Raw genomic sequence first — 22,610 nt, 5'->3', positions numbered from 1 at the left:
TTTTTGGTGGTGTCAACAAGGATCAAACGCAAAACGGGACAGCTTATCGAGCGGTGTTGGAACGGCGACGCAATGTATCAATGGTGACGGCAAGGGCAATGACCACGCCGATGACCACCTGTTGAATAAAGGGAGAAACACCCAGCAGATTCAGGCCATTGCGCAGCACGCCGATGATCAGCACGCCCACCAGAGTGCCACCGACACTGCCGACGCCGCCGCTGAGGCTGGCGCCGCCAATCACTACTGCGGCAATGGCATCCAGTTCCAGGGTCAGACCTGCGCTGGGTTGTGAAGAGTCGAGGCGGGCGGCCATGGTCACAGCGGCAATCCCGGCCAGTGCGCCGCTGATGGCATACACCCACAAGGTGATTGCGCGAACCTTGATGCCGGACAGGCGCGCCACTTCCGGGCTGCCGCCGATGGCGTAAAGATTGCGGCCGCCGGCACGAAAACGTAGGAACACCCAGGCCGCCACCAGCATGACCAGAAACAGTCCGACGGTTGCCGAGAGAAAGCCGAAATGCCGCACGGTAGCGAGGCTGGTGAACCAGTCCGGGTACCCCACGATCTGCCGACCTTCGGTAAGGATGTTCGCCAGGCCGCGCGCTACCGACATCATGGTCAGCGTCGCGATAAAGGCGGGCAGCCTGGCATAGGAAATCAGCAGCCCGGAGACCAGGCCGGCCAGCATGCCGGTGGCAATCGACACCGGAATCGCGAGGCCCAGTGGCAAGCCCTGATCCTGATACAGCCAGCCGAGCATCATCATCGAAAAGGCCAGCACCGAGCCCACCGACAGGTCGATCCCGCCGATCACGATCACCGCCGTCATGCCGATGGCAAGAATGCCCAGCACGGTCACTTGATCAAGAATGTTCAAGCCGTTACGCAGTGAGAAAAAGAATTCGGAGCTGAAGGAGAAGACCAGCACCAGCAGTGCGAGGCCGATCAACGGGCCGCCGATGTTGTTGGGCAGCAGTTTGAGCAATCGCGCACGGCCGGACGGCTTGGCGGTGGCCTGATGGACAGAGGCTTTAGCGTCCACAGTGTTCTCCCGATTTATTTTTTTTGGAGGTCTTCAGACATCATGAATATTTATGCATACTTGACTGTTAATTCAGGTTCCGTTTCTGGCGACATAAAGTCAAGCGGTTTAATTTTCTGCATGCAGTGCCTCGTTGGATCTGTTGCGCCTGCAACCCCCGATCCAGAGACGCGAACGTCCTGTCAGCCCTCAAGGGACAGCGACCACCGGTAGGAATATTTCATCTTTTCAACGCGTGTCTCTCTTGACCTGTCGGCCGAACAGCGTCTAAATAGAAATATATTGTCAATGCTGAATAAATATTCAAAGCAGCATTGAACGCTTCAATCCCGCGTGGTCAGCCCACAGGAGCCGCTGCATGAACGCCTTTCAGTACGACGCCCAGCAGATCAAAGAACAGGCCCGCCTGATCCGGCGCCTGGTGATTACCCTGAACGCCGAGTCACCGGCGGGAGGACACACCGGCGCAGATCTTTCAGAAACCGATATTCTGGCCACACTGTATTTCCGGATACTCAACACCGGCCCGGAGCGCACCGAAGACCCGCAGCGCGATATTTATATTCAGAGCAAGGGCCATGGCGTGGGCGGCTTGTATTGTTGTCTGGCTCAGGCCGGGTACATTCCCAAGGAATGGCTGCCCACCTATCAGCATTTTAATTCCCATCTGCCGGGTCACCCGGTGCGCCAGAAGACTCCGGGCATCGAGCTCAACACCGGAGCACTGGGCCATGGCTTGCCGGTAGCAGTAGGGCTGGCGCTGGCGGCGAAGATGTCTGGCAGTGCGCGGCGCATTTATGTGCTGACCGGCGACGGCGAACTGGCCGAAGGCTCTAACTGGGAGGCGGCCATGGCGGCGGCCAAATACGGCCTGGACAACCTGTTCGTGATTGTTGACAAGAACAAACTGCAGCTCGCCGGGCTGACGGCAGAGATCATGCCGCTCGACCCTCTGGACGTTAAATGGGCCGCATTTGGCTTCTCCGTCAGTGAGTGTGACGGCAACGATGTTGGCCAACTGGTGGAGAGTCTGGAGCAGATGCAGACCCACAAAGGCAAGCCTCAGGTACTGATCGCTCACACCATAAAAGGCAAGGGCGTGTCGTTTATCGAAGGTCGTCCCGAGTGGCACCACCGTGTACCGAAGGGTGATGAAATCAGCGCGGCACTGGAGGAGTTGAATCATGGCGAGTGAACATTTGGCCAGTGTCATGGTGGAGGCGTTCATTGCCGCCGTCGAGGAGGGTCTGGATGTGGTGCCGGTGGTCAGCGACTCGACATCCACCGCCAAGATCGGACCGTTCATGCAGCGTTATCCGGAGCGGGTCATCAACGTAGGGATCGCCGAGCAATCACTGGTCAGCGTCGCTGCCGGGCTGGCGTTGGGTGGCAAGATCGCCGCCACCTGCAACGCCGCGCCGTTTCTGATTTCTCGTGCCAACGAGCAGATCAAGGTGGACGTCTGCTACAACCACGCCAACGTCAAGATGTTCGGCCTCAATGCCGGGACCAGTTACGGTCCGCTGGCGAGCACCCACCACAGCCTCGACGACATTTCCGTGATGCGTGGCTTCGGCAACGTGCAGATCTTTGCCCCGTCCGATCCGTTGGAATGCCGACAGATTGCCGACTACGCGTTGCGCCACAATGGCCCGGTGTACATTCGCCTCGACGGCAAGGCATTGCCTGAGCTGCACGACGCCAGCTACCGTTTTGTCCCCGGGCAGGTAGATATTCTGCGCACCGGCAAAGACGTCAGCATCGTCGCCCTAGGGTCGGTGGTGCACGAAGCGGTGGACGCTGCAGCGCTATTGGCGGAACAGGGGATTGAGGCTCAGGTCATCAATCTGTCGTCGATCCGACCGTTGCAGCGCGATGTGTTGCTGAGCGCCTTGTCAGGCACGCGGGGCGTGGTCACGGTCGAAGAGCACAATATCAATGGCGGGCTGGGCAGTCTGGTCGCCGAGGTTCTTGCCGAAGGTGCGTTGGGTATTGCACTGATCCGGTTGGGTATCGGTGACGGCGAGTATGCTGCGGCTGGCGCACGTGAACCCACGCGCGCATTGCATGGCATAGACGCCGCCGGGATCGCGGCGGCTGCACTGCGTTTGCGTTGAGTGAGCCTCGAAACCATGAATGAACCCACCACAAACACGCCGTCACCGTTGATTCTGGCGATAGACGAAGGCACCAGCAACGCCAAGGCGGTGCTGGTCAATGCACAGGGGCAGGTCATCGCCCGCGGTTCGCGCCCGCTGACTGTCAGTCATCCACAGTCCGGCTACTCGGAGCAGGACCCACTGCAGATCTGGCACAGCACGCTTCAAGCCATCGACGAGTGCCTGTCCGGGGTGGGGCAACCGATTACTGCCTTGGCGATCAGTAACCAGCGCGAGTCGGTGGTGGCCTGGGACCGGATCAGTGGCGAGCCGCTGTCACCCTGCATCAGTTGGCAATGTCGACGCTCGTTGCCGTTGTGCAATGAGCTGCACGCGCAGGGCCATGAGGCGACGATTCTGGAAAAGACCGGGCTGGCGCTGGACCCGATGTTTTCCGCCGGTAAATTCCGCTGGATTCTCGATCATCTCGACCAGGGTCATGCCCGTGCTGCTGCGGGCGAGATCTGCCTCGGTACGGTGGACAGCTGGCTGCTCTGGAAACTCAGCGGGGGCGAGGTGTTTGCCACCGACTATTCCAATGCTGCGCGTACCCAGCTGTTCAATTTGCAGACCTGCGCATGGGACCCTGAATTGCTGGCGCTGTTCTCGATACCTGAAGCGGCATTGGCCCCGATCAGACCCAGTGCCGGACTGTTTGCTCACACCGCAGCGTTCGGTCGTCTGGCAGCCGGGATTCCGGTGCTGTCGATGGTCGGCGACTCGCATGCGGCGCTTTATGGGCAGGGCGGTTTCGAGCCGGGTCTGGTCAAGGCGACGTTGGGCACCGGTTCGTCCTTGATGACGCCGATGGGCGGCCCGATTGCCTCCAGCCATGGGTTGTCCACAACCCTGGCCTGGCATGAAGGCGTGACTCCGACATACGCCATGGAAGGCAATATCGTGCACACCGGGGCGGCAGTGCAGTGGGCGTCGCGGCTGGTGGCGGGGGATTCTCTCGATGCGCTGACCGACCACGCGGCACAGTTACCCGATAACGGCGGGGTGTACTTTGTGCCTGCGCTGTCCGGGCTGGGGGCGCCGCACTGGCAGGCCGAGGCGCGAGGGCTGATCTGCGGCCTCACCGAAGGCACGTCGGGTGCGCATATTCTGCGCGCTGCGCTGGAGTCGATCGGTTATCAGATTCGCGATGTGTTCGATGCGATGCAGGCCGACATCGGCAGCTCGCTCAAAGAGCTGTGGGTGGACGGCGGTGCAACGCGCAATCGCTGGCTCATGCAGTTTCTCGCTGACCTGTTGCAGCGGCCGGTCATTCGCAGCCTCTCGCCGGAAGTGTCAGCACTCGGTGCGGCACACTTGGCGGGCAGGGCGCTGGGCATCTGGGCCACTGACCTCAGCCTGCAAGCGCTGGAGCGCCAGCGGGAGCGTTTCGAGCCCACCCCTGGCTCGAATCTGGATGGCCTCTACCAGGACTGGAAAAAAGCCCTCGAGCGTACGGTTCGTTAACACTGTCTGCCAGCTGGAAGCGCTCCGGCTGGCAGCATAGAGCCAGGTTTCTGTTCAGGGCTTCCAGACTTCGACGTCCTTGGCATCCACCGCCTTGGGCAGCAGGCCTGCAGCAAAGAACGCATCGGCGATCTTCTGTTGCTCGCCCAACTGATCAATCGTCACCGGCTGAATTTGATAGCTGCGATGCGCATTGGCCTCCTCGACCGTCTCCAGCCCCAGATTGCCCCACAACGGGCTGAGTATCTGCGCGGCCTCGCGCGGGTGGGCTTTCACCCAGTTGCCGGTCTTGTACAACTCGTCGTACACCACCTTGAGCACCTGCGGATGCTTGCTGGCGTAATCAGTGCCCGTCAGGTAATAGCGCTTGTAGCTCGCCAGCCCTTTGCCGTCGGCCAGGGTGCGGGTCGGCAATTGGCGTTTGGCGCTGGTCAGGAAGGGTTCCCACGTCACCCAGGCGTCGACCTTGTTGTTCTCGAAGGCTGCGCGGCCGTCCGCAGGCGACAAGTAAGCGGGCTGAATGTCGGTGAATTCCAGCCCGGCCTTTGCAAGCACAGAGATCAACAGATAATGAGCGCCGGCGGCTTTGGTGACCGCGACCTTCTTGCCTTTCAGGTCGGACAACTGACGCAAGGGCGAGCCCTGGTGGACGATGATTGCCTGGGCAGAAGGCGAGGGCGCTTCCTGAGCAAAATAAGTCAGCCTGGCCTGAGCGGCCTGCGCAAAGATCGGCACAGTGTCCGCCACATCCGCGCTGATGTCGACGTTGCCCACATTCAAGGCCTCCAGCAATGGCAGCCCGCTGGGGAACTCGTGCCATGTCACCTCGATGTTCTGCTGCGCGAGCGCTTTGTCGAGTGTGCCCTGAGTCTTCAGCAGAGTGATCAGCGTCGAGGATTTTTGATAGCCGATACGCAACGTCTCTTGCGCCTGAACCGGCAGCGAAGCGCAAAAGACCAGCGCGGCTGCGAAGCCTGCCAGGGATCGGATTGTTCGTTCAACGATTCGCGGTGTTCGGGTCATGGCATGCTCTTCGGTCGGGTAAGACGCAGTGAAATGGAGTCGCAGTGCCATGGAGCATAAGGTTCTAAGAAATATCTTTTAAATACCGTTCAGTCATTAGCTTAGGACTTTTGTTCGTCACTCTCCCGGTCTGTGCTTTTAATGCCCACGCACGGTCGGATGAAAATAAAGGTCACGACTGTTGACGATGAAGTAAGAGTGTAATAATGTCGTCGACACATTATGTATTAAGCAGGATGTCACACCATGCCAACCAGTAGCCGCTTTGTCGTTGCCGTCCATACCCTGACGGCGCTTGCTGTCAGTGACGGCAAGCCGCTACGTTCCGAGGACCTCGCGTTCTCGGCCCACACGGGTGCTGTGGTCATACGCGGATTGCTGTCTCGGCTGAGCGAGGCAGGTCTGACACGTTCCCAACTGGGGGCCGGCGGCGGTGCGTTACTGGCCAGGCCCGCAGATAAGATACGGTTGCTGGATGTGTATGTGGCAGTTGAGGACACGGAGTTGTTTTCAGTGCATCGAGTGCCCCCTTGCGAAAATTGCGCAGTGGGCGGGAATATTCTGCAAGCCTTGCGTCCCACTCTGGATCGCGCTCGTGCGGCGCTGGAGGACGAACTGGCGAAAATCACTGTCGCGGACATGGCAGCCGAAGTGGCGCGACTCGGGAAATTCAGCATCCCGCTGGTGTGGTGATTGCTCTGACCTTTCAAAGGCTTGACTTTAATTGTCGATGTGACGTCGACATAGTTTTTAATAGACGGCTTCGCCGTTAGCTCCCTGGACACCGCTGTCAGCTTTCGGGCGTGCTGGCAGCTCCTTCCAAGCCCTTCAAGCAGTCAGGAAAACATCATGAGTATTGGCATTATCGGTTCTGGCGCACTCGGTTCAAACATCGCACGGGCGTTCGCCAACAAAGGCATTTCAGCGATTCTGGCCAACAGCCGCGGTCCTGAGTCACTGGCCTCGCTGGTGCAGGAACTCGGTCCATCCATCAAGGCAGGCACGCTACAAGAGGCCGCCGCTGCCGATATCGTTATTGCGGCAGTGCGCTGGGTGGACGCTGAAAAAGTACTGAGCGGCTTGCCCGCCTGGGAAGGGCGCATTGTGATCGATGCGACCAACCCGGTAGAGTTCATCGACCCCGATTCGTCCGATGCCAACGATCCAGCAAACCCGCTTGCTGCCTATGGCATCAAAGCCGTGGACCTAGGGGGACTGCACTCCAGTGAAGTGTTTCGTCATTACGTGCCGGGTGCACAGGTCGTCAAAGCGTTCAATCACCTCGACGCAAGCGTGTTGTCGCAGCCTGACGTGTCAGGCGGCAAGCGTGTGTCGTTTTATTCTGGCGATGATGCTGCGGCAAAGACGCAAGTCCGCAAGCTCATCGAGGACGCTGGCTTTGCCGCATCGGACCTGGGCACGCTCGACGTGGGTGGTCCCTTGGCGTCGCTGCCCTTTGGTGCGCTGTCGGCACAAAACTTCATCAGGATCTGACGCCAGGGCAGGCTCCAGGCCAGCACCCGGTTTTCCGGCTGCTGGCTTTTTCTCGTCAAGGCTTCACTTGCGTCTAACCCTGGGGGCTACGCCGGTGAAATGCAGTCGGATGCTGGCCCAGGCGAGGTGTAACAGGCTGCGCAGGACCACGGCGTTGGTCGTCATGATCCGTATGGATACGCCACAGTCATTGGGCAGGCTGCTGACGCCTGCATAGCTGTCGGGTACGTTGCACACCACGTCGCGCAGTATCTGTTTCAATTGATCGACTGGCAGGTCATGTCCGATCAGCATGAAGGTAGCGAGGGCTTCGAATGGCCCGTTGACGCCCGGTGCATGGCGCTGCAGGTCTTCGCCGGTCAGCGCCAGTCGGTCACCGGCCAGCAATGTTCCGGCCGGGCAGCGCACTTCAAGGTCTGCCCGGTAGAAACCCGGCAGCCCTGCGTCGCCCTGTGGCGTGTGCAGGCAGAACGCGTCGCAGATCATCACGCGAGCGTCGGGGTGCAGGGTCACCTTTACCTGGCTGTGCAACCGTGCTTGCGGGAAGAGGATGGTGGCCATCGGCAGGTATTCCAGCAGCGCACCGGTTTCGGCGATCAGCGTGACAGTCTGGCTGGCCGGTTGTTCGAGCATGCTGTGGACAACGGTCGCCGCGCCGGTGCTGACGTGCACTTGCGCGCCCGGCCCAGCCTGAACGTGCAGATGCAGGTGATCGCCGGCAAACAGGCCGCCCGAACACGATTGCAGATACACCGCCGCCATGTCGGGTGGGTCCTGCGGTAATTTCAGTGTACGACCCAGGTGAAAGGGGTAACCAACGCTTTGCCGGGAAACAAAGCTCATCCCAGACGGCGCTTTGCTGAAACCGATATGGGCGCAGGCTTCGGTCCGTCTGAGTAATTGCGGCTGTGGCGCATTCATGGACGGTCGAACAGAACGGCGCGACTGATGGCGTCGACGACCTCGTCAACGCCGTCACCGGTGCTGCAATTGGTGAACAGCACGGGCTTGCCTTTGCGCGCCTCGGCGGATTCGCGCCGCATGCGTGGCAGATCAACCCCCACGTACGGCGCCAGATCATACTTGTTGACCACCAGCAGGTCGCAGCTCAGCACGCCGGGCCCTCGTTTACGCGGGATATCGTCGCCGCCAGCGACATCTATGACGAAGATCCAGTAATCCACCAGATCGAGCGAAAAAGTCGAGGCCAGGTTGTCGCCCCCTGATTCGATCAGTATCAGATCGAGTTTGTCGAACTGCACCTCCAGTTCGTCCGCCATTTGCAGATTGAGCGTCGGGTCTTCGCGAATGGCCGTGTGCGGGCACGCACCGGTTTCCACCGCACGTACCCGTTGCGGGTCGATCAGACCACTGCGTCGCACGCGCTCGGCGTCTTCGCGGGTGGCCAGATCATTGGTGATGATCGCAAGCTCGGTACCGCGGGCAATGAAGCGCGGGATCAATTGTTCAAGCAGTCGGGTCTTGCCAGAGCCGACCGGCCCACCAATACCCACCCGTGCAGCGCCGGGGTGAGGGAGCGGTTCAGAGACAGTCAGGGGCGAGGGGGTTGGCAAGCTCATCATCTGGTTTCCTGGGCGGTCGGGTTCGAGTCGGTCGGTTCGGGCTCAGCGCAGCATGTAGCGTTGCGCGAGGGGTACTTCGCTGACGGGGTCGCAATACAGACGCTCGCCGTCGGCGTAGACATCGAAGGTTTGTGGATCGACGCGGATGTCCGGACAGGCATCGTTGTGCAGCATGTCGGACTTGCGCAGGGTGCGTGTGCCGAACGCAGGCAGCAGCGCTTTCTTGAGCCCGAGCCGTGCGGCGGTGTCCGCCTCGACCGCAAGATGGTTGACGAAGTTGACTGACAGCGCCTGCTTCGCTTCCCCGAAAGCACCCCATTGCGGACGCATGATCAGGGGTTCGCAGGTGTAGAGCGACGCCGCAGAATCGCCCATCACGCCATGCACGATGAAGCCGCCCTTGACCACCAGTTCCGGCTTGATGCCGAAGAAGGCTGGCCGCCACAGCACCAGATCGGCAAGTTTGCCCGGCTCCAGCGAGCCGATGTAGCTGTCGATTCCGAACACCCGCGCTGCGTTGATGGTGTATTTGGCGATGTAGCGCTTGATGCGTTCGTTGTCGCCGAGTGCGGTGGTCTCCTCGGGCAGGCGACCTCGCTGGTCTTTCATCTTGGAGGCGAGCTGCCAGGTGCGGCATATCACCTCGTTGATGCGCCCCATGCCCTGGCTGTCGGAGCCGAGAATCGAAATCGCGCCGGTGTCATGCAAAATGTCTTCGGCGGCGATAGTCTGCGGTCGCACCCGTGATTCAGCGAAGGCCACGTCTTCCGGCACATCGGGATTGAGGTGATGACAGACCATGATCATGTCCAGGTGCTCGTCGAACGTGTTCACCGTGTAGGGGTTGGTCGGGTTGGTTGAGGAGGGGATGCAATTGGCTTTGCCTGCAACGCTGATGATGTCCGGCGCATGGCCGCCGCCCGCGCCTTCGGTGTGATACATGTGAATGGTGCGGTCGCCGATGGCCGCGAGAGTGTCTTCCAGAAAGCCGGATTCGTTGAGGGTGTCGGTGTGCAGCTGGACCTGGAAATCGTATTCGTCCGCCACCTTCAGGCAAGTGTCGATCACAGCGGGCATCGCCCCCCAGTCCTCATGGATTTTAAGCCCCAGACAGCCGCCGCGCAGTTGGCCGAGCAGCGATTCCGGTTTGCTGGAGTTGCCCCGGCCGAGAAAACCGAAATTGATCGGCCACGCCTCGGCGGCCTGGAGCATCTTGCCGACATTCCATTCACCGCCGCAGTCGATGCCGACCGTGATCGGGCCGAGCGAGCCGCCGATCAATGTCGTAAGGCCTGCTGCCAGCGCGTGATCGCAGAGCTGCGCAGAGTCGAAATGCACATGCACATCAATGCCGCCCGGTGTGACGATCAGCCCTTCGGCATCGCGCACAGTCGTCGCCACGCCGCAGATCAATTGCGGGTGAACGCCGTCCATGATCTGCGGGTTGCCCGCCTTGCCGATGGCGACGATCAGGCCCTCCTTGATGCCGATATCGCCTTTGACGATGCCGATGACCGGGTCAATGATCAGCGCATTGCAGATCAGCATGTCGAGCGCACCGTCATCACTGTCGTGGCCGGGCATCAGGCCCATGCCGTCGCGCAGGGTCTTGCCGCCGCCGTGCAGGCATTCATCGCCGGGCACCGAGTGATCGAATTCGACCTCGGCCAGCAGCGAGGTATCGCCCAGTCGCACGGCGTCACCTACGGTCGGGCCGTACATGGCGGCGTATTCCTTGCGGGTCATCGTGGCCATCGCTCAGGCTCCCTTGAACTGTTGGGCGCGCGCGCGCCCCAGTGCTGCAAGCTTGCAGGCCGGGTCGTGCAGGTTGCCATTGGTCAGGCCGCTGAAGCCGTGGATGTCGCCAGTGCCGCCGAACTGCACCAATTGCACCTCGCGCAGCTCTCCCGGTTCGAAGCGCACCGCCGTGCCTGCCGGGATGTCGAGGTGCATGCCAAAGGCCACGTCGCGGGGGAAATCCAGCGCCTTGTTGACTTCGAAAAAATGGTAATGACTGCCGATCTGCACCGGACGATCTCCCGTGTTGACGGCCCTGAGCGTGGCGGTTGGCCGACCGCTGTTGAGCTGGATGTCGCCCTCGGGCGAGAAGATTTCACCCGGAGTGGGCATGACCACCAGCGGCAGCAGCCCTGGCCGGATAGGTTGATGTACGGTGACCAGCTTGGTGCCGTCGGGAAACGTGCCCTCGACCTGCAGCACGGGTAACAGGTCGGCCACTCCAGGCATCACATCGTCGGTGCTGAGAATCGTCGAGCCGAAACCGATCAGTTCGGCCACACTGCGCCCCTCGCGAGCGCCTTCGAGAATTTCGTCAGCGATCAGCGCCGATGCTTCCGGAAAGTTCAACCGCAGGCCCTTGCCACGGCGTTTGCGCGACAGCTCGGCGGCGGTGTAGAGGGTGAGCCGTTCCAGCTCGGTCGGGGTCAGCAGCATGTCGGGGCTCCAGCGTTGGCGTTGGTGTGAGGTCGGGTCAATTGGCAAACAGACGCAGTTCCTGGGTTTCGTGTCGCATCACGGCAATTTCGGCCATGGGCGTAAAACCGCTGACGTGATCGATGTCAGGTGGCCCCTCGGCCATTAACTGCGCAATCAGCGGTTGAATGTCGGTCAGCACTCGCTGTGCATCGACGTGGCCCATGACGCCCAGCCGCACGGCGGCGCTGACCAGACCGGTGCTCAGGCCATGGGCGGCGGCCAGTTGGCAATGATCATCGTGCAGGCCGAGCTGTCTCCAGACCAGGCCCTGCATCACCGGCAGATGCCCGAGCGCTTCGCCGCTCAGAATGCGCTGCTGACAGGGCGCTGCGCCGGTCGTGCCCAATGCTGCATGCACACTCAGAAATGCCTGACCCACACGCCTGGAGCCCACGCGCAATTCTTCAGCCAGAGTCAGCGCCTCAACGCGGGCATCCAGCCTGGTCAGCGCCTGCGGATCATCGGCCACCTGCCAGGCGGCGAGCAGAAAGGCCCGATCGAAGCTGTTCCAGCGGTGACGCAGTTGTCCTTCGACGAACTGACGGACCTCTGTGCTGCGGTCATGGCGAGCCGTCCTCTGTCGACGCGGCAGCGACGCTTCTGCCGGGGTGCCCAGATGACCGTCGGCCCATAGCGTTTCCAGGCCCCACGACCAGGCAACTGCGCCGCCGGGGAAAAAGCTGTCCGCCTGTTGCAGCGCAAGTAACGTGCTGGCCAGCGTGTTCATGCGCGCTGCACTCGTCCGTCCGTGAGCATGGGGGCCAGACGCTCCAGGTAGTCGGCTTCCGGGCCGTTGAGCGGAATTTGCAGGGTGTCTCCGGCAAACCGCACGGCCCAGTGCATGTTGCCCGCGAAATAACCCAGCTCCAGCGCCGCTGCCGTGTCGCGCGGTCGCAGGTCGAGGCAGGTCTGATCCTGCATCTGCACGACAATGGCGCGCTGGCTGTCGAGCATCAGCACCGAACCATTGCGCAACTGCTGATGCCGCTCCAGGCGAATGGCGCAGTCGGTTCCCTGGTCGCTGGTCAGACGCAGGCGATGGCGCTGAATGTCCGCGCCGGACAGGCTCAGGGTTTCTAATTGGCCCGCGTGGCTCAGGTCGTGCAGACGGTCGGCGAGGGCAGGGTCACTCGCCTGGCCGAGGATGCGGTCGAGGATCAGCATGGCACTGTCTCCGGTCAGATCGTGAGGTAGCGCAGGATGCGCTCGCGGTCGACGGTTTCGCGGACTTCACTGTGCACAAATTCGCCTTTTTCGATGATCAGGTAACGGTCGGCCACGGCCATGGCGAACGACAGCACCTGCTCCGAGACAATCAACGAAAAGCCGCGCTCTTTTTTCAACAGGTTCAGCGCGCGGGCAATGTCCTTGATGATCGACGGCTGAATGCCTTCGGTGGGTTCATCGAGGATCAGCACCTTGGGGTTGGATACCAGCGCCCGGGCGATGGCCAGTTGTTGCTGCTGGCCGCCTGACAGGTTGCCGCCCTTGCGTCGGCGCATCTCGAACAGCACCGGGAAGTATTCGAAGATGTAATCCGGGATGGGCGCGGCAGGCAACCCCTGCATGCCGGTCAGGATGTTTTCCTCGACACTGAGGTAGGGAAAGATCATCCGCCCTTGTGGCACAAAGCCGACACCCGCGGCGACGCGGTCATAGCTCTTGCTGCCAGCCAGTTCCCGGCCCGACAGCGTTATGCTGCCACTGCGGGTCGGCAGCATGCCCACCAAACTGCGCAGCAGCGTGGTCTTGCCCATGCCGTTGCGGCCCATGATCGCCAGCGACTCGCCCGGTGCCAGCTCCAGGCTCAGGTCGCGCAGCACGTGGCTGTCGCCGTAATACACGTTGAGTTGCGAGACATTCAGCATGTTCAGTGCCCCAGATAGACGTCGATGACGCGAGGATCGTTCTGCACCTGATCCATCGAACCGTAGGCCAGGGTCTTGCCCTGATGGAGGACGGTGACCTTGTCGGCCACCGATTTCACGAACTCCATGTCGTGCTCGATGATGACCATCGCCCGGCCCTTGGCGATGAGCTTGAGCAGGCCGGCGGTTTTTTCCCGCTCGCCTGCGCTCATGCCGGCGACCGGCTCGTCCAGCAACAGCAGCTCGGGTCGCTGCATCAGCAACATGCCGATTTCCAGCCACTGCTTCTGGCCGTGGGACAGCAGGCCTGCCTTGCGGCCCAACTGATCCTTGAGGAAGATCATGTCGGCGGTCTGTTCGATCTCGGCCTGCAACGCGGCGTTTTTCCCGGCGAACAGGCAGTTGAAGAGGCCGCGCTTGTCCGGCGAGGAAATGTCCAGGTTTTCGCGCACCGTGAGGTCTTCATAGACCGACGGGTTTTGAAACTTGCGACCGACGCCCGCCCGGGTAATCTGATACTCGATCATGTTGGCCAGTTGCAGGTCCTTGAAGCGGATGCTGCCAGCGCTGGGACGGGTCTTGCCGCAGATCATGTCCAGCAGCGTGGTCTTGCCAGCGCCGTTGGGGCCGATCACCACATGCACCTGGTTTTCTTCGACGTAGAAGTTGAGATTGTCCACGGCCTTGAAGCCATCGAATGACACGGTCAGGTCTTCCACACTCAGCAACATGGCGCTCATGACTGCATCTCCTTGCGGCTCAGGCGTTGTAACAACCCGGCGAGCCCGGTGGGCAGAAACAGCACCACGCCCATGAACAGGAAGCCGATGAAGTACTGCCAGAAGCTGACGAAGTTTTCCGAAAGATAGGTTTTTGCCGCGCCGATCAGCAGCGTGCCGTACACCGCCCCGACCAGCGAAAGACGACCGCCCAGCGCGGCGTAAATGACGATTTCGGTCGAGGGAATGATGCCCACCAGCGACGGTGATGCCAGCCCCACCTGCAACATGAACATCACGCCGCCCAACGCTGAAATCAGCGCAGCAATGGCAAAGATGAACGCCTTGAACAGCGCGGTGTTGTAACCGGAAAAACGCACACGGTCCTCGCGGTCACGAATCGCCACCACCACTTTGCCGAGGCGACTGCGCAGAATGAAACCGCACATGGCCACACAGGCGAGCAACAGCAGGGTGGTGATCAGGTACAGAATCCACGGCGTCTGCGGTGTTTGCAGACTCATGCCGAACACGGTCTTGAAGTCGGTCAGACCGTTGACGCCGCCGGTATAGCCTTGCTGGCCGATGATCATGATCGACATGATCGAGGCCAGTGACAGGGTGATGATCGAGAAATACACCCCGCCGACGCGTTTCTTGAAGTAGGCGTAACTGAACAGAAACGCCAGCAGCGCCGGAAGAACGAGGATGGCGCCCAGCGTGAACGTCGCTGATTCGAACGGCTTCCACCACCAGGGCAGGGCGTCGACACTGTTCCAGATCATGAAATCGGGCAGTGCCGAGCCGTAGAACGCGGCGAGCGCGCTGGCGGCTTCGTCCGTGGCGGTGGCTTCGAGCTTCAGGTACATCGCCATCATGTAACTGCCGAGGCCGAAAAAGACCCCCTGACCGAGGCTGAGGATCCCGCCGTAGCCCCAGATCATCACCATGCCCACCGCACAGAACGCCAGGCTCAGGTATTTGCCTGCCAGACCCAGACGGAAATCGCCAAGGCACAGGGGCAACACCACCAGCAACAGAAGCGACAGCCAGATCAGGCTGTAACGCTCGATCAGGGTCAGCCAGTTGCGACCGGCTACGCTCGGCGATTCGGTCGTGACCACGGTCGCGGCCTGGCTGCGCGCGGGCGGCTTTTCAGTCATGTCATTCATCTCAACGTCTCACTTTCGTGGCAAACAGGCCGTTGGGGCGGAAGAACAGCAGCACGATGACCACCAGCAGCGTGATGGCCTTGGCCATGGAGCCGGTGGTGAGGTATTCCAGCGAAATCTGCGTCTGGCCAATGGCGAAGGCCGAGAGAAAAGTGCCGAGCAGGCTTTCCACACCGCCAAACACCACGACGATGAACGTGTCGACCAGATACTGCTGGCCACTCACGGGGCCAGTGGATGCGAGCATGGTGAACGAGCTGCCTGCGATGCCAGCCAGCCCGCACCCGAGGGCGAAGGTCACCGAGTCGACCCGTGCGGTGTTGATCCCCGCAGCCCCGGCCATGGCGCGGTTCTGGGTCACGGCGCGAATGCGCAGGCCCCAGCGGCTGCGGTACAGAAACAGAAATACGGCGGCGGCAATGACAAACGTCAGGCCAATGATGAAAATTCGATTGAGTGGCAGCTCCAGCCCCTCGCTGATCTTCCAGGCGCCTTGCAGCCACTGCACGGTGGGCACGCTGACTTCCTTGGGGCCAAACACTTGGCGGAACAGTTGCTGCAAGACCAGCGAAAGTCCCCAGGTGGCCAGCAGGGTGTCGAGTGGCCGGTTGTACATGAAGCGGATGAAGCAGCGCTCAAGCAGGAATCCGAAAGCGAACGTCACCACGAAGGCGACTCCGATACCGATGATGAAATACCAGCCCATGAACTCGGGGAAATAGCGCTGGAAGACCACTGAGGTGACGTAGGTCATGTAGGAACCCATCGCCATCAATTCGCCGTGGGCCATGTTGATCACGCCCATCAGGCCGAAAACGATTGTCAGCCCGAGTGCCATGAGCACCAGCACCGAAAACAGCGAGAAGCCGCTGAAGACTTGCATTACCAGCGTATCGAGAGTCATGGCCGGGTCACCTGTCGCTGCGTGTTGAAAAAGGCGGGCGCGATACGCATCGCGCCCGAAGCGTCATCAGAGTTTCGGGAAAGGGTTTGGCTCGATGGGTGCAGACTCATAGATCACGTCGACCTGGCCTTGCGCATTGAGGGTGCCGATGCGTGCGCGTTTCCACAGGTGATGGTTGTCCTTGTGCACCTTGATCTCGCCTTCCGGTGCGTCGAGGACCAGTTCGGAGGACGCGGCAATCACGTTGGGCACCTCGAAGCTGCCCGCTTTCTCGACCGCTTTTTTCCACAGATACACGGCGGTATAGGCTGCTGCCATCGGGTCGCCGACCACGCGCTGCTGGCCATAGCGGGCCTTGAACGCCTGGACGAACTTCTCGTTGACGGGGTTTTTCAGGCTCTGGAAGTAGCTCATGCAGGTCAGAAAACCGGTCAGGTTTTCAGCACCGATGCCGGTGACTTCTTCCTCCGTGACCGCCAGTGCCATCAGCGTCTGGTTACTGCTGTCGATGCCGGCAGCCTTGAGCTGTTTGTAGAACGCCACGTTGGAGCCGCCAACGATGGTCGAGAGCACGATGTCCGGCTTGGCAGCCTTGATTTTATTGATCACCGACGAGAATTCGATGGCGCCCAGCGGCAGATAGTCTTCACCGACAATCGAGCCGCCCTGTTTGGTGACTGATGCACGGGCCAGCTTGTTGGTGGTGCGTGGCCAGATGTAATCGGAGCCAACCAGATAGACGCTCTTGCCCTTGTTCGCCATCAGCCAGCTGACCGCCGCCAGGGTTTGCTGCGAGGCTTCTGCGCCGGTGTAGATGATGGCCGGGGATTTCTCCAGACCTTCGTAGAACGTCGGGTAATAGAGCAGGCCCTTGTTGCGCTCGAAGACCGGCAGTACGGCTTTGCGCGAGGCGGATGTGAACGCACCGAAGGTCACCGCGACGTGATCGTTTTCCAACAGCTTGCGGGCTTTCTCGGCGAAGGTTGGCCAGTCACTGGCACCGTCCTCGATGATCGGCTCGATGGTCTTGCCCATGACGCCGCCGCTGGCATTGATTTCTTCGATGGCCAGTTTTTCCGCGTCGACGACCGACGCTTCGCTGATGGCCATGGTGCCGGTGAGCGAGTGGATGATGCCCACTTTCACAGCCTCGGCAGCCTGCGCCTGGCTGACCAGGGAAAACGGCAGCAGGCTGATGGCGCCCAGCAACAGCGCATGCTTGATCAAACGTCGTTTGTCGTTGTGCATTCACATCTCTCCCAGGAATAAAAAAAGCCCGACATCCCGGCCAAATCAATGGGCGGGAGGTCAGGCTTCTGTGCCGAATCTGGCGGGACAACTGCGTCCGATCCAGTCGTACGCGAGGTGTTTCCCTACTTGCCAAGAGGGCGTAGGGCAAACAGCTTGCGCGATGTCTCAGGAGAGACTTAGCAAGCGTGATGCCAAGTGTCGGGATGGCCGTTTTCGGTGGGTTCGCGAGGTACGTGCAACGTGCCCCTTCATTAATTGCACGGATCAAAATGCCTGCGCCGCTTTGGCGCGGTCATGCCTGCGGTGCACCAAAAACGTGAGACAACGGCTGCTTTTTTCTCAGGCTGGCTGACGATGCTTATTGATGCGTCGGGCGGGGCAGTACGCCGGGCAAACCGGCGTCTGGAATGTGCGGCCCCTTGGCGTTCGCGCATGGCCCGCTATCTGCATGCGCCGTACTCGACACCCTCGCAGGGTGCCTTGTCACACGCCCATTCTCGGCAGGTGTGGAAGGCCCCTCGCACGACTGGCCCTGACACTGTCGTCACGCCAGCCCAGGCACAAACGCCTGAGAGCCACCGCCGAACACTGCGGTTTTTTGCTCAGCCATTTTCCGCATGGACTTACGGACGCTCGCCCCTGGCGGGCGTCTCATCTCACGTTGAACAAGGTTTATAGGCATGGTTGACCAGTCGATCCGTATAGGCGGTCTGTTTTCCAACACCGGTGTCACCGCGGCGGGTGAGTGTTCAACGATGCGCGGCGCGCAATTCGCCATTCAACAGATCAACGCAGCCGGAGGCGTGAACGGGCGACCGCTGGAGATGATTACCCGTAACCCGGACTCCACGCCTGCGTTGTTCGCCATGCACGTCGAGTCGCTGATCCGTGAAGAACACTTGAAGTTTTTCTTCGGCTGCTACACCTCGGCCGCCCGCAAGGCGGTCTTGCCGGTGGTCGAGCGTTACGACGCGCTGTTGCTCTACCCGGTGTACTACGAAGGTTTCGAATATTCCCGCAATATCATTTACACCGGCGCAACGCCCAATCACAACGCGTTGCCGCTGGGCAATTACATGTTCGACCACTTTGGCAATCGGGTGCTGATGATTGGGTCGGAGTACGTCTACCCCTACGAAACCAACCGTCTGATGAGCGACCTGCTGTACGAGCGCGGCGGCACCAAGCTGGGCGAGTATTACCTGCCGTTGAAAAACGCCCGTGCCGAAGACTTCGCCAAACTGATGGTCAAGGCCCGCGAACTGAAACCGTCGTTCATCTTCTCCACGGTAGTCGGCGAAACCATGGGTCATCTGTACCAGGCTTACGCCGATGCCGGGTTCGATCCGGCTGTCATGCCGATTGCCAGCGTTACCACCAGCGAAACCGATATTCAGCAGATGGGCGTGCACCTGGGCACGGGCCATATCTCGGCAGCCACTTATTTCCAGTCGATCGATACGCCGCTCAACCGCGAATGCATCGCCACGTACCGCGAGCTGTTCGGCCAGCATCAGGTCACCGACCGCTGCTGGGAGGCGGCTTATTTTCAGGTGCATCTGCTGGCCAAGGCGATTGTCCGGGCAGGCAGTACCGATGTCGAGGACGTGCTGCAGACCATGCGCGGCCTGGAGTTCGATGCCCCGCAAGGCCGGGTCCGCATTGATGAACACAACCACCACACGTACCTGTACTCACGGATCGGTCGGGCCAACGCCGAGGGGCAGTTCGATATCCTCTACGAAAGCCAGAAAGCCCTCAAACCCGATCCCTATGCCATTGCGCCCGACTCCAATGGCTGGTCGAGTCGCACCGGGAGGCGCCCATGACCCTGCGTGCCGCCAAGAAACGCCTGCGCACGGACAGCGCGGGAGGCATCAAGGACTTGCGAGACATCAGCGTCCTGGTCATGCACCCGGATGACGAAGACGGACGCAACCTGATCGAGCAACTGCAACGCATTGGTTGCCAGGTGCGCGTGCAGTGGCCGATCCCGGAGCGGCTGCACAGCGAAGCGGATGTGATCGTGCTGGCAGTGTCGCCGGAAAGCCTGTCGACCAACACGCCATGGCTGCTGCACAGTGCCACGCCGCCGATCATCCCGGTCATTGCCTATGAGAATCCGATCATTGTCGAGGCACTGGTGCAACTGAATGCCTGTTCGGTGATCCCTTCACCCGTTCGTTCGTTCGGGCTGCTCACGGCGCTGGCCATCACCCTCGGCCAGGCGCGCAAGACCCGTGAGCGGGAGAAACACGTCAAGCGTCTGGAAGGGCGTATGGCCGTGATGCGCACCGTGCAGCAGGCAAAAATCATTCTCATGGAGACCAAGGGGCTGTCGGAAATCGACGCCTATAACGCCTTGCGTGATCAGGCGATGAGCAAGCGCGAGCCGGTGGAGAAAATCGCCGAGGCGCTGGTCAAGGCCCATGAACTGTTTCAACAGACCTGCTCTTGAACAGGTTCTGAACTCGCTACGAGTGTCGGGCACTTGAGTGCGCCTGATCCTCTTCTGCGCGGACGTTTGCCATACGCCCTGATCCGGCACGTATGGAACACCGCGCGGCGACCGGTATGGACAACGGCGTCCACCGGGTCGAGCCCAGGTTCGTGCATCCGGCACAACCGGCTCCAGTCAGTGATCGCCCCGCGCGGGGTGATTTCAACCGTCATCTGGAGAACACCATGTCCGTAAAACGCCCCGTCAAAGCTGACTTTCTAATCGCCGCTCAGGACCACGGTTATGAGCTGTCCGACAGCCAGCTGGAATCATTTCTGAGCCTGGCCGACGAAACCCTGGGCTCCTACGAAGCCATCGATGCACTGTATGCCGCCCATGTTGCCCAGCCGGTACCGGTGCGTGAGCACAGCAAACCCGCAGACACCGAAAACCTGCATGGCGCCTGGTACGTGAAAACTCGTATCGTCGGGGCTGCCAGCGGTCCATTGGCGGGCCGCACGGTGGTGATCAAGGATAATGTGTCGGTCGCAGGTGTGCCCATGGCCAATGGTTCGTTGAGCCTTGACGGCTATGTGCCGTCCGAAGACGCCACGGTGGTCAAGCGTCTGCTGGCCGCTGGCGCGACGGTGGTCGGCAAGTCGGTGTGTGAGGACCTGTGCTTTTCCGGCGCCAGTTTTACCTCGGCCAGCGGTGCGGTGAAAAACCCGTGGGACATGACCCGTAACGCCGGTGGCTCGTCCAGCGGCAGCGCGGTGCTGGTGGCGCTGGAAGAAGTCGACATGGCCATCGGCGGCGATCAGGGCGGATCGATCCGCATGCCCTCGGCGTGGAGCGGCATTGTCGGTCACAAGCCGACTTACAGTCTGGTGCCGTACACCGGTGCTTTCCCTATCGAGCGGACCATTGACCACGTCGGCCCGATGGCCAACACCGTGCGCGACTGCGCGGTGATGCTGGACGTGCTCGCCGGTGCCGATGGCCTGGACTCACGGCAGAAAAATCCGCCTGCGGTCAACTGTGTCGCAACCCTGGACCAGGGCGTTGCAGGCTTGAAAATCGGCCTGCTGCGTGAAGGTTTCGCCATCCCTTGCATGTCGGAGCCGCAGGTGGACGCACTGGTCAAGGCGGCGGTTGCCCAACTGGAATCCCTGGGTGCGACGGTGGGTGAGGCCAGCGCGCCGTGGCACAGCGGTGTCGCGATGGACATGTGGAACGTCATCGCCACCGATGGCGCTGCGTATCAGATGTTGCAGGGCAACGGTTACGGGATGAACGTCGATGGCTATTACGACCCGGACATCATGAGCTATTTCGGTGCCAAACGACGCGAGCATGCCGACACGTTGTCCAGCAGCGTGCGTGCCGTCGCCCTGACCGGGCATTACAGCCTGAAGAATCTGCACGGCGCTTATTACGCCAAGGCCCGGATGCTGGTGCCAGAACTCACCCGACAGTACGACGAGGCGTTCAAGGATTTCGACGTGCTGGTAATGCCGACCATGCCCTTCGTGGCAACCCCACTGACGGCGCCGGACGCACCCATCGAAGAGTACGTGCACAGCGCGTTGAACATGCTGGCCAACACTGCACCGTTCGACCTGACCGGCCATCCGGCGACCTCTATTCCTGCAGGGCTGGCCGATGGTTTGCCAGTGGCCATGATGATTGTTGCGCCGCGTTTCAAGGATGCCCTGGCGCTGCGTGTGGCCCAGGCTTACGAACAGGCTCGCGGCCCATTCCCGAAACCGCCACGTCATTGATCAACTGCCGTGTTGGAGCGCCTGCTAAAGAGCAGGCGCTTCTGTTGAGAGGGGCACGCAGCACACCACTATCCGATTTCGGCACACATTTGCCGCGTGGCTGCGGATCGGAATAGAACTTGCGTGGTTTCAGCCCGGTAACCTTGATGCGTCCAGAGGTAGGGTTGATGAATAACAATAATGTGTTGCTGCCGGCCCCTGCGAAGGTCATTCAGCCGGTCCCGTCCCTGCAGTGCTTTCACACCAGCGATATCGATGAGCACGCCCGAAATATGGCTGGCTGGCAGGTCCGTTACGATCAATTGACGCCGGGGCGCTTCGAGGGCGAACTGATCGAGTTCCGCTCGGAGTGGATGCAACTGGTGCGCGACCGCTCTAATCAGGCGATGACCAAGAGCGGTATGGCATGGAAGGGCGCCATCACCTTCAGCGTCCCGTTGAGCGCTCATGGTCCGGTGTACTGTGCAGGTCATCCCATTCATGAGCCCAGCATGCTGGTGGCGCACGGCGAAAACCTTCCGGATCTGAGTACACCGCAACATCTGGACCTGCTGGGCGTTGCAATTGATGAAGGCGTGCTGGCGCATGTGCTTGAGCGCCAGGGCAGCCGCTTTGAAATTACCGATCTTCCCAAGTGTTACCGTCTTGCCGACTCGCGTGTCCAAACGGAGCTTGCAGCACTGTTCGACGACCTGGCGGGTTGCGAACAGCAACGCGCTGTGTTGCTGGGTCACGACAGCATCCAGCGCGGGATTCGTGATGCCGTAATGGTGCAGATACTGGAGCTGGTGGCGCCTGACCAGGCGCCACCGCTCAACCCCACCGCACGTAAACGGATGGTGGACCGGGCCCGCAATTACGCGTTGGAACACCTTGAAGAGCCGTTGTCGATCCTCGACCTGTGCAACCACATAGGCACCAGCCGCCGCAAACTGCAGTACTGTTTTCAGGAAACTCTGGGCATCAATCCAGTGGCCTATCTGCGTGCGCTGCGCCTCAATGCAGTGCGTCGGGAGTTGCGCCGCAGCGAGCAGATCCATGGTGTGCACGAAGTCGCCGCACGCTGGGGTTTCTGGCACTTGAGCCGTTTTTCGACTGACTACCGGACCCTGTTCGGTGAGAGCCCTTCGCAGACCCTGCGCCGCACGCAAATGTGCTGAATTCGGATAACCGCCTCAGTCGCCGCTCACTAGCATGGCCCCACACCA

Annotated in this window: 22 protein-coding genes; 9 read left to right on the top strand and 13 right to left on the bottom strand. The window is 60.8% G+C overall.

Translation table 11 applies throughout. The annotated features are described in order from the left end of the window. Positions 1–43: 43 nt before the first annotated feature. A complete protein-coding gene (locus KDX37_RS07790; protein ID WP_231652102.1) occupies positions 44–1,048 on the bottom strand; it encodes an ABC transporter permease in 1,005 nt (334 codons plus the stop codon). A 358-nt stretch (positions 1,049–1,406) separates the two neighbouring features. Here KDX37_RS07790 and KDX37_RS07785 point away from each other — a divergent pair, with 358 nt between their 5' ends. The 3 genes from KDX37_RS07785 to KDX37_RS07775 are packed head-to-tail and all read left to right on the top strand — an operon-like array spanning position 1,407 to position 4,671. Then, positions 1,407–2,243, top strand: coding sequence for a transketolase (locus KDX37_RS07785; protein WP_231652101.1), 837 nt, complete (start codon positions 1,407–1,409; stop codon positions 2,241–2,243). After that, entirely contained in the window at positions 2,233–3,165 is a 933-nt protein-coding gene (locus KDX37_RS07780) for a transketolase family protein (protein ID WP_231652100.1), read from the top strand. Before KDX37_RS07785 ends, KDX37_RS07780 begins: the two co-directional genes overlap by 11 nt. A gap of 15 nt (positions 3,166–3,180) precedes the next feature. After that, a complete protein-coding gene (locus KDX37_RS07775) occupies positions 3,181–4,671 on the top strand; it encodes an FGGY family carbohydrate kinase (protein ID WP_231652099.1) in 1,491 nt (496 codons plus the stop codon). A 54-nt stretch (positions 4,672–4,725) separates the two neighbouring features. Here KDX37_RS07775 and KDX37_RS07770 read toward each other — a convergent pair whose 3' ends face one another. Beyond that, positions 4,726–5,694: an aliphatic sulfonate ABC transporter substrate-binding protein gene (locus KDX37_RS07770; protein WP_231652098.1), complete on the bottom strand. Its 969-nt coding sequence runs from the start codon at positions 5,692–5,694 to the stop codon at positions 4,726–4,728. 246 nt (positions 5,695–5,940) lie between these two features. Here KDX37_RS07770 and KDX37_RS07765 point away from each other — a divergent pair, with 246 nt between their 5' ends. After that, positions 5,941–6,387, top strand: coding sequence for an Rrf2 family transcriptional regulator (locus tag KDX37_RS07765; protein WP_231652097.1), 447 nt, complete (start codon positions 5,941–5,943; stop codon positions 6,385–6,387). A gap of 156 nt (positions 6,388–6,543) precedes the next feature. Further along, positions 6,544–7,188, top strand: a complete 645-nt coding sequence (locus KDX37_RS07760) for an NADPH-dependent F420 reductase (RefSeq protein WP_231652096.1) — start codon at positions 6,544–6,546, stop codon at positions 7,186–7,188. 63 nt (positions 7,189–7,251) lie between these two features. On the opposite strand, the gene KDX37_RS07755 is transcribed toward KDX37_RS07760, so the two are convergent. From KDX37_RS07755 to urtA, 11 genes are all read right to left on the bottom strand, one after another. Further along, a complete protein-coding gene (locus tag KDX37_RS07755; protein WP_231652095.1) occupies positions 7,252–8,109 on the bottom strand; it encodes an urease accessory protein UreD in 858 nt (285 codons plus the stop codon). After that, on the bottom strand, positions 8,106–8,768 hold the full coding sequence (gene ureG / locus KDX37_RS07750; protein ID WP_231652094.1) for an urease accessory protein UreG: 663 nt from the start codon (positions 8,766–8,768) through the stop codon (positions 8,106–8,108). The genes KDX37_RS07755 and ureG overlap by 4 nt, the downstream gene beginning before the upstream one ends. A 45-nt stretch (positions 8,769–8,813) precedes the next feature. After that, the gene (ureC, locus tag KDX37_RS07745) at positions 8,814–10,526 is read right to left on the bottom strand and encodes an urease subunit alpha (protein ID WP_231652093.1); all 1,713 of its coding nucleotides are present in this window, start codon (positions 10,524–10,526) and stop codon (positions 8,814–8,816) included. Between the two features lie 3 nt (positions 10,527–10,529). Next, on the bottom strand, positions 10,530–11,225 hold the full coding sequence (locus KDX37_RS07740; RefSeq protein WP_231652092.1) for an urease subunit beta: 696 nt from the start codon (positions 11,223–11,225) through the stop codon (positions 10,530–10,532). A 37-nt stretch (positions 11,226–11,262) separates the two neighbouring features. Further along, a complete protein-coding gene (locus KDX37_RS07735) occupies positions 11,263–11,994 on the bottom strand; it encodes an urease accessory protein UreF (RefSeq protein WP_231652091.1) in 732 nt (243 codons plus the stop codon). Next, the gene (gene ureE / locus KDX37_RS07730) at positions 11,991–12,431 is read right to left on the bottom strand and encodes an urease accessory protein UreE (RefSeq protein ID WP_231652090.1); all 441 of its coding nucleotides are present in this window, start codon (positions 12,429–12,431) and stop codon (positions 11,991–11,993) included. The genes KDX37_RS07735 and ureE overlap by 4 nt, the downstream gene beginning before the upstream one ends. 14 nt (positions 12,432–12,445) lie before the next feature. Beyond that, positions 12,446–13,135: an urea ABC transporter ATP-binding subunit UrtE gene (gene urtE, locus KDX37_RS07725; RefSeq protein ID WP_231652089.1), complete on the bottom strand. Its 690-nt coding sequence runs from the start codon at positions 13,133–13,135 to the stop codon at positions 12,446–12,448. A 2-nt stretch (positions 13,136–13,137) separates the two neighbouring features. Further along, positions 13,138–13,875, bottom strand: coding sequence for an urea ABC transporter ATP-binding protein UrtD (urtD, locus tag KDX37_RS07720; RefSeq protein ID WP_231652088.1), 738 nt, complete (start codon positions 13,873–13,875; stop codon positions 13,138–13,140). Next, positions 13,872–15,026 (bottom strand): urea ABC transporter permease subunit UrtC, encoded by a 1,155-nt coding sequence (gene urtC, locus KDX37_RS07715; protein ID WP_231652087.1) that lies wholly within the window; start codon positions 15,024–15,026, stop codon positions 13,872–13,874. The genes urtD and urtC overlap by 4 nt, the downstream gene beginning before the upstream one ends. Position 15,027: 1 nt before the next feature. Beyond that, complete coding sequence (urtB, locus tag KDX37_RS07710; protein WP_231652086.1) at positions 15,028–15,930, bottom strand: urea ABC transporter permease subunit UrtB; 903 nt, start codon at positions 15,928–15,930, stop codon at positions 15,028–15,030. 66 nt (positions 15,931–15,996) lie between these two features. Continuing rightward, a complete protein-coding gene (urtA, locus tag KDX37_RS07705; protein WP_231652085.1) occupies positions 15,997–17,178 on the bottom strand; it encodes an urea ABC transporter substrate-binding protein in 1,182 nt (393 codons plus the stop codon). A 683-nt stretch (positions 17,179–17,861) separates the two neighbouring features. On the opposite strand from urtA, the gene KDX37_RS07700 reads away from it, so the two are divergent. From KDX37_RS07700 to KDX37_RS07685, 4 genes are all read left to right on the top strand, one after another. Then, a complete protein-coding gene (locus tag KDX37_RS07700; RefSeq protein ID WP_231652084.1) occupies positions 17,862–19,010 on the top strand; it encodes a transporter substrate-binding domain-containing protein in 1,149 nt (382 codons plus the stop codon). Then, a complete protein-coding gene (locus tag KDX37_RS07695; protein WP_231652083.1) occupies positions 19,007–19,639 on the top strand; it encodes an ANTAR domain-containing response regulator in 633 nt (210 codons plus the stop codon). Before KDX37_RS07700 ends, KDX37_RS07695 begins: the two co-directional genes overlap by 4 nt. Positions 19,640–19,731: 92 nt before the next feature. Continuing rightward, positions 19,732–21,402 carry an amidase gene (locus KDX37_RS07690; protein WP_231652082.1) on the top strand — a complete coding sequence of 557 codons (1,671 nt, stop codon included), beginning with the start codon at positions 19,732–19,734 and terminating at the stop codon, positions 21,400–21,402. A 167-nt stretch (positions 21,403–21,569) separates the two neighbouring features. Next, positions 21,570–22,562: a helix-turn-helix domain-containing protein gene (locus tag KDX37_RS07685; protein WP_231652081.1), complete on the top strand. Its 993-nt coding sequence runs from the start codon at positions 21,570–21,572 to the stop codon at positions 22,560–22,562. The last annotated feature ends 48 nt before the right edge of the window (positions 22,563–22,610 follow it).

Source organism: Pseudomonas californiensis, from assembly GCF_021147775.1.
Taxonomy (GTDB): domain Bacteria; phylum Pseudomonadota; class Gammaproteobacteria; order Pseudomonadales; family Pseudomonadaceae; genus Aquipseudomonas; species Aquipseudomonas californiensis.
This window is presented reverse-complemented; position numbering and strand designations above follow the sequence as displayed.

Excerpts from the sequence above, each read along its gene's own strand:
- KDX37_RS07785 (WP_231652101.1), top strand. The coding sequence starts at position 1,407 with ATGAACGCCTTTCAGTACGACGCCCAGCAGATCAAAGAACAGGCCCGC.
- KDX37_RS07780 (WP_231652100.1), top strand. The coding sequence starts at position 2,233 with ATGGCGAGTGAACATTTGGCCAGTGTCATGGTGGAGGCGTTCATTGCC.
- KDX37_RS07775 (WP_231652099.1), top strand. The coding sequence starts at position 3,181 with ATGAATGAACCCACCACAAACACGCCGTCACCGTTGATTCTGGCGATA.
- KDX37_RS07770 (WP_231652098.1), bottom strand. The coding sequence starts at position 5,694 with ATGACCCGAACACCGCGAATCGTTGAACGAACAATCCGATCCCTGGCA.
- KDX37_RS07765 (WP_231652097.1), top strand. The coding sequence starts at position 5,941 with ATGCCAACCAGTAGCCGCTTTGTCGTTGCCGTCCATACCCTGACGGCG.
- KDX37_RS07760 (WP_231652096.1), top strand. The coding sequence starts at position 6,544 with ATGAGTATTGGCATTATCGGTTCTGGCGCACTCGGTTCAAACATCGCA.
- KDX37_RS07755 (WP_231652095.1), bottom strand. The coding sequence starts at position 8,109 with ATGAATGCGCCACAGCCGCAATTACTCAGACGGACCGAAGCCTGCGCC.
- ureG (WP_231652094.1), bottom strand. The coding sequence starts at position 8,768 with ATGAGCTTGCCAACCCCCTCGCCCCTGACTGTCTCTGAACCGCTCCCT.
- ureC (WP_231652093.1), bottom strand. The coding sequence starts at position 10,526 with ATGGCCACGATGACCCGCAAGGAATACGCCGCCATGTACGGCCCGACC.
- KDX37_RS07740 (WP_231652092.1), bottom strand. The coding sequence starts at position 11,225 with ATGCTGCTGACCCCGACCGAGCTGGAACGGCTCACCCTCTACACCGCC.
- KDX37_RS07735 (WP_231652091.1), bottom strand. The coding sequence starts at position 11,994 with ATGAACACGCTGGCCAGCACGTTACTTGCGCTGCAACAGGCGGACAGC.
- ureE (WP_231652090.1), bottom strand. The coding sequence starts at position 12,431 with ATGCTGATCCTCGACCGCATCCTCGGCCAGGCGAGTGACCCTGCCCTC.
- urtE (WP_231652089.1), bottom strand. The coding sequence starts at position 13,135 with ATGCTGAATGTCTCGCAACTCAACGTGTATTACGGCGACAGCCACGTG.
- urtD (WP_231652088.1), bottom strand. The coding sequence starts at position 13,875 with ATGAGCGCCATGTTGCTGAGTGTGGAAGACCTGACCGTGTCATTCGAT.
- urtC (WP_231652087.1), bottom strand. The coding sequence starts at position 15,026 with ATGAATGACATGACTGAAAAGCCGCCCGCGCGCAGCCAGGCCGCGACC.
- urtB (WP_231652086.1), bottom strand. The coding sequence starts at position 15,930 with ATGACTCTCGATACGCTGGTAATGCAAGTCTTCAGCGGCTTCTCGCTG.
- urtA (WP_231652085.1), bottom strand. The coding sequence starts at position 17,178 with ATGCACAACGACAAACGACGTTTGATCAAGCATGCGCTGTTGCTGGGC.
- KDX37_RS07700 (WP_231652084.1), top strand. The coding sequence starts at position 17,862 with ATGGTTGACCAGTCGATCCGTATAGGCGGTCTGTTTTCCAACACCGGT.
- KDX37_RS07695 (WP_231652083.1), top strand. The coding sequence starts at position 19,007 with ATGACCCTGCGTGCCGCCAAGAAACGCCTGCGCACGGACAGCGCGGGA.
- KDX37_RS07690 (WP_231652082.1), top strand. The coding sequence starts at position 19,732 with ATGGAACACCGCGCGGCGACCGGTATGGACAACGGCGTCCACCGGGTC.
- KDX37_RS07685 (WP_231652081.1), top strand. The coding sequence starts at position 21,570 with ATGAATAACAATAATGTGTTGCTGCCGGCCCCTGCGAAGGTCATTCAG.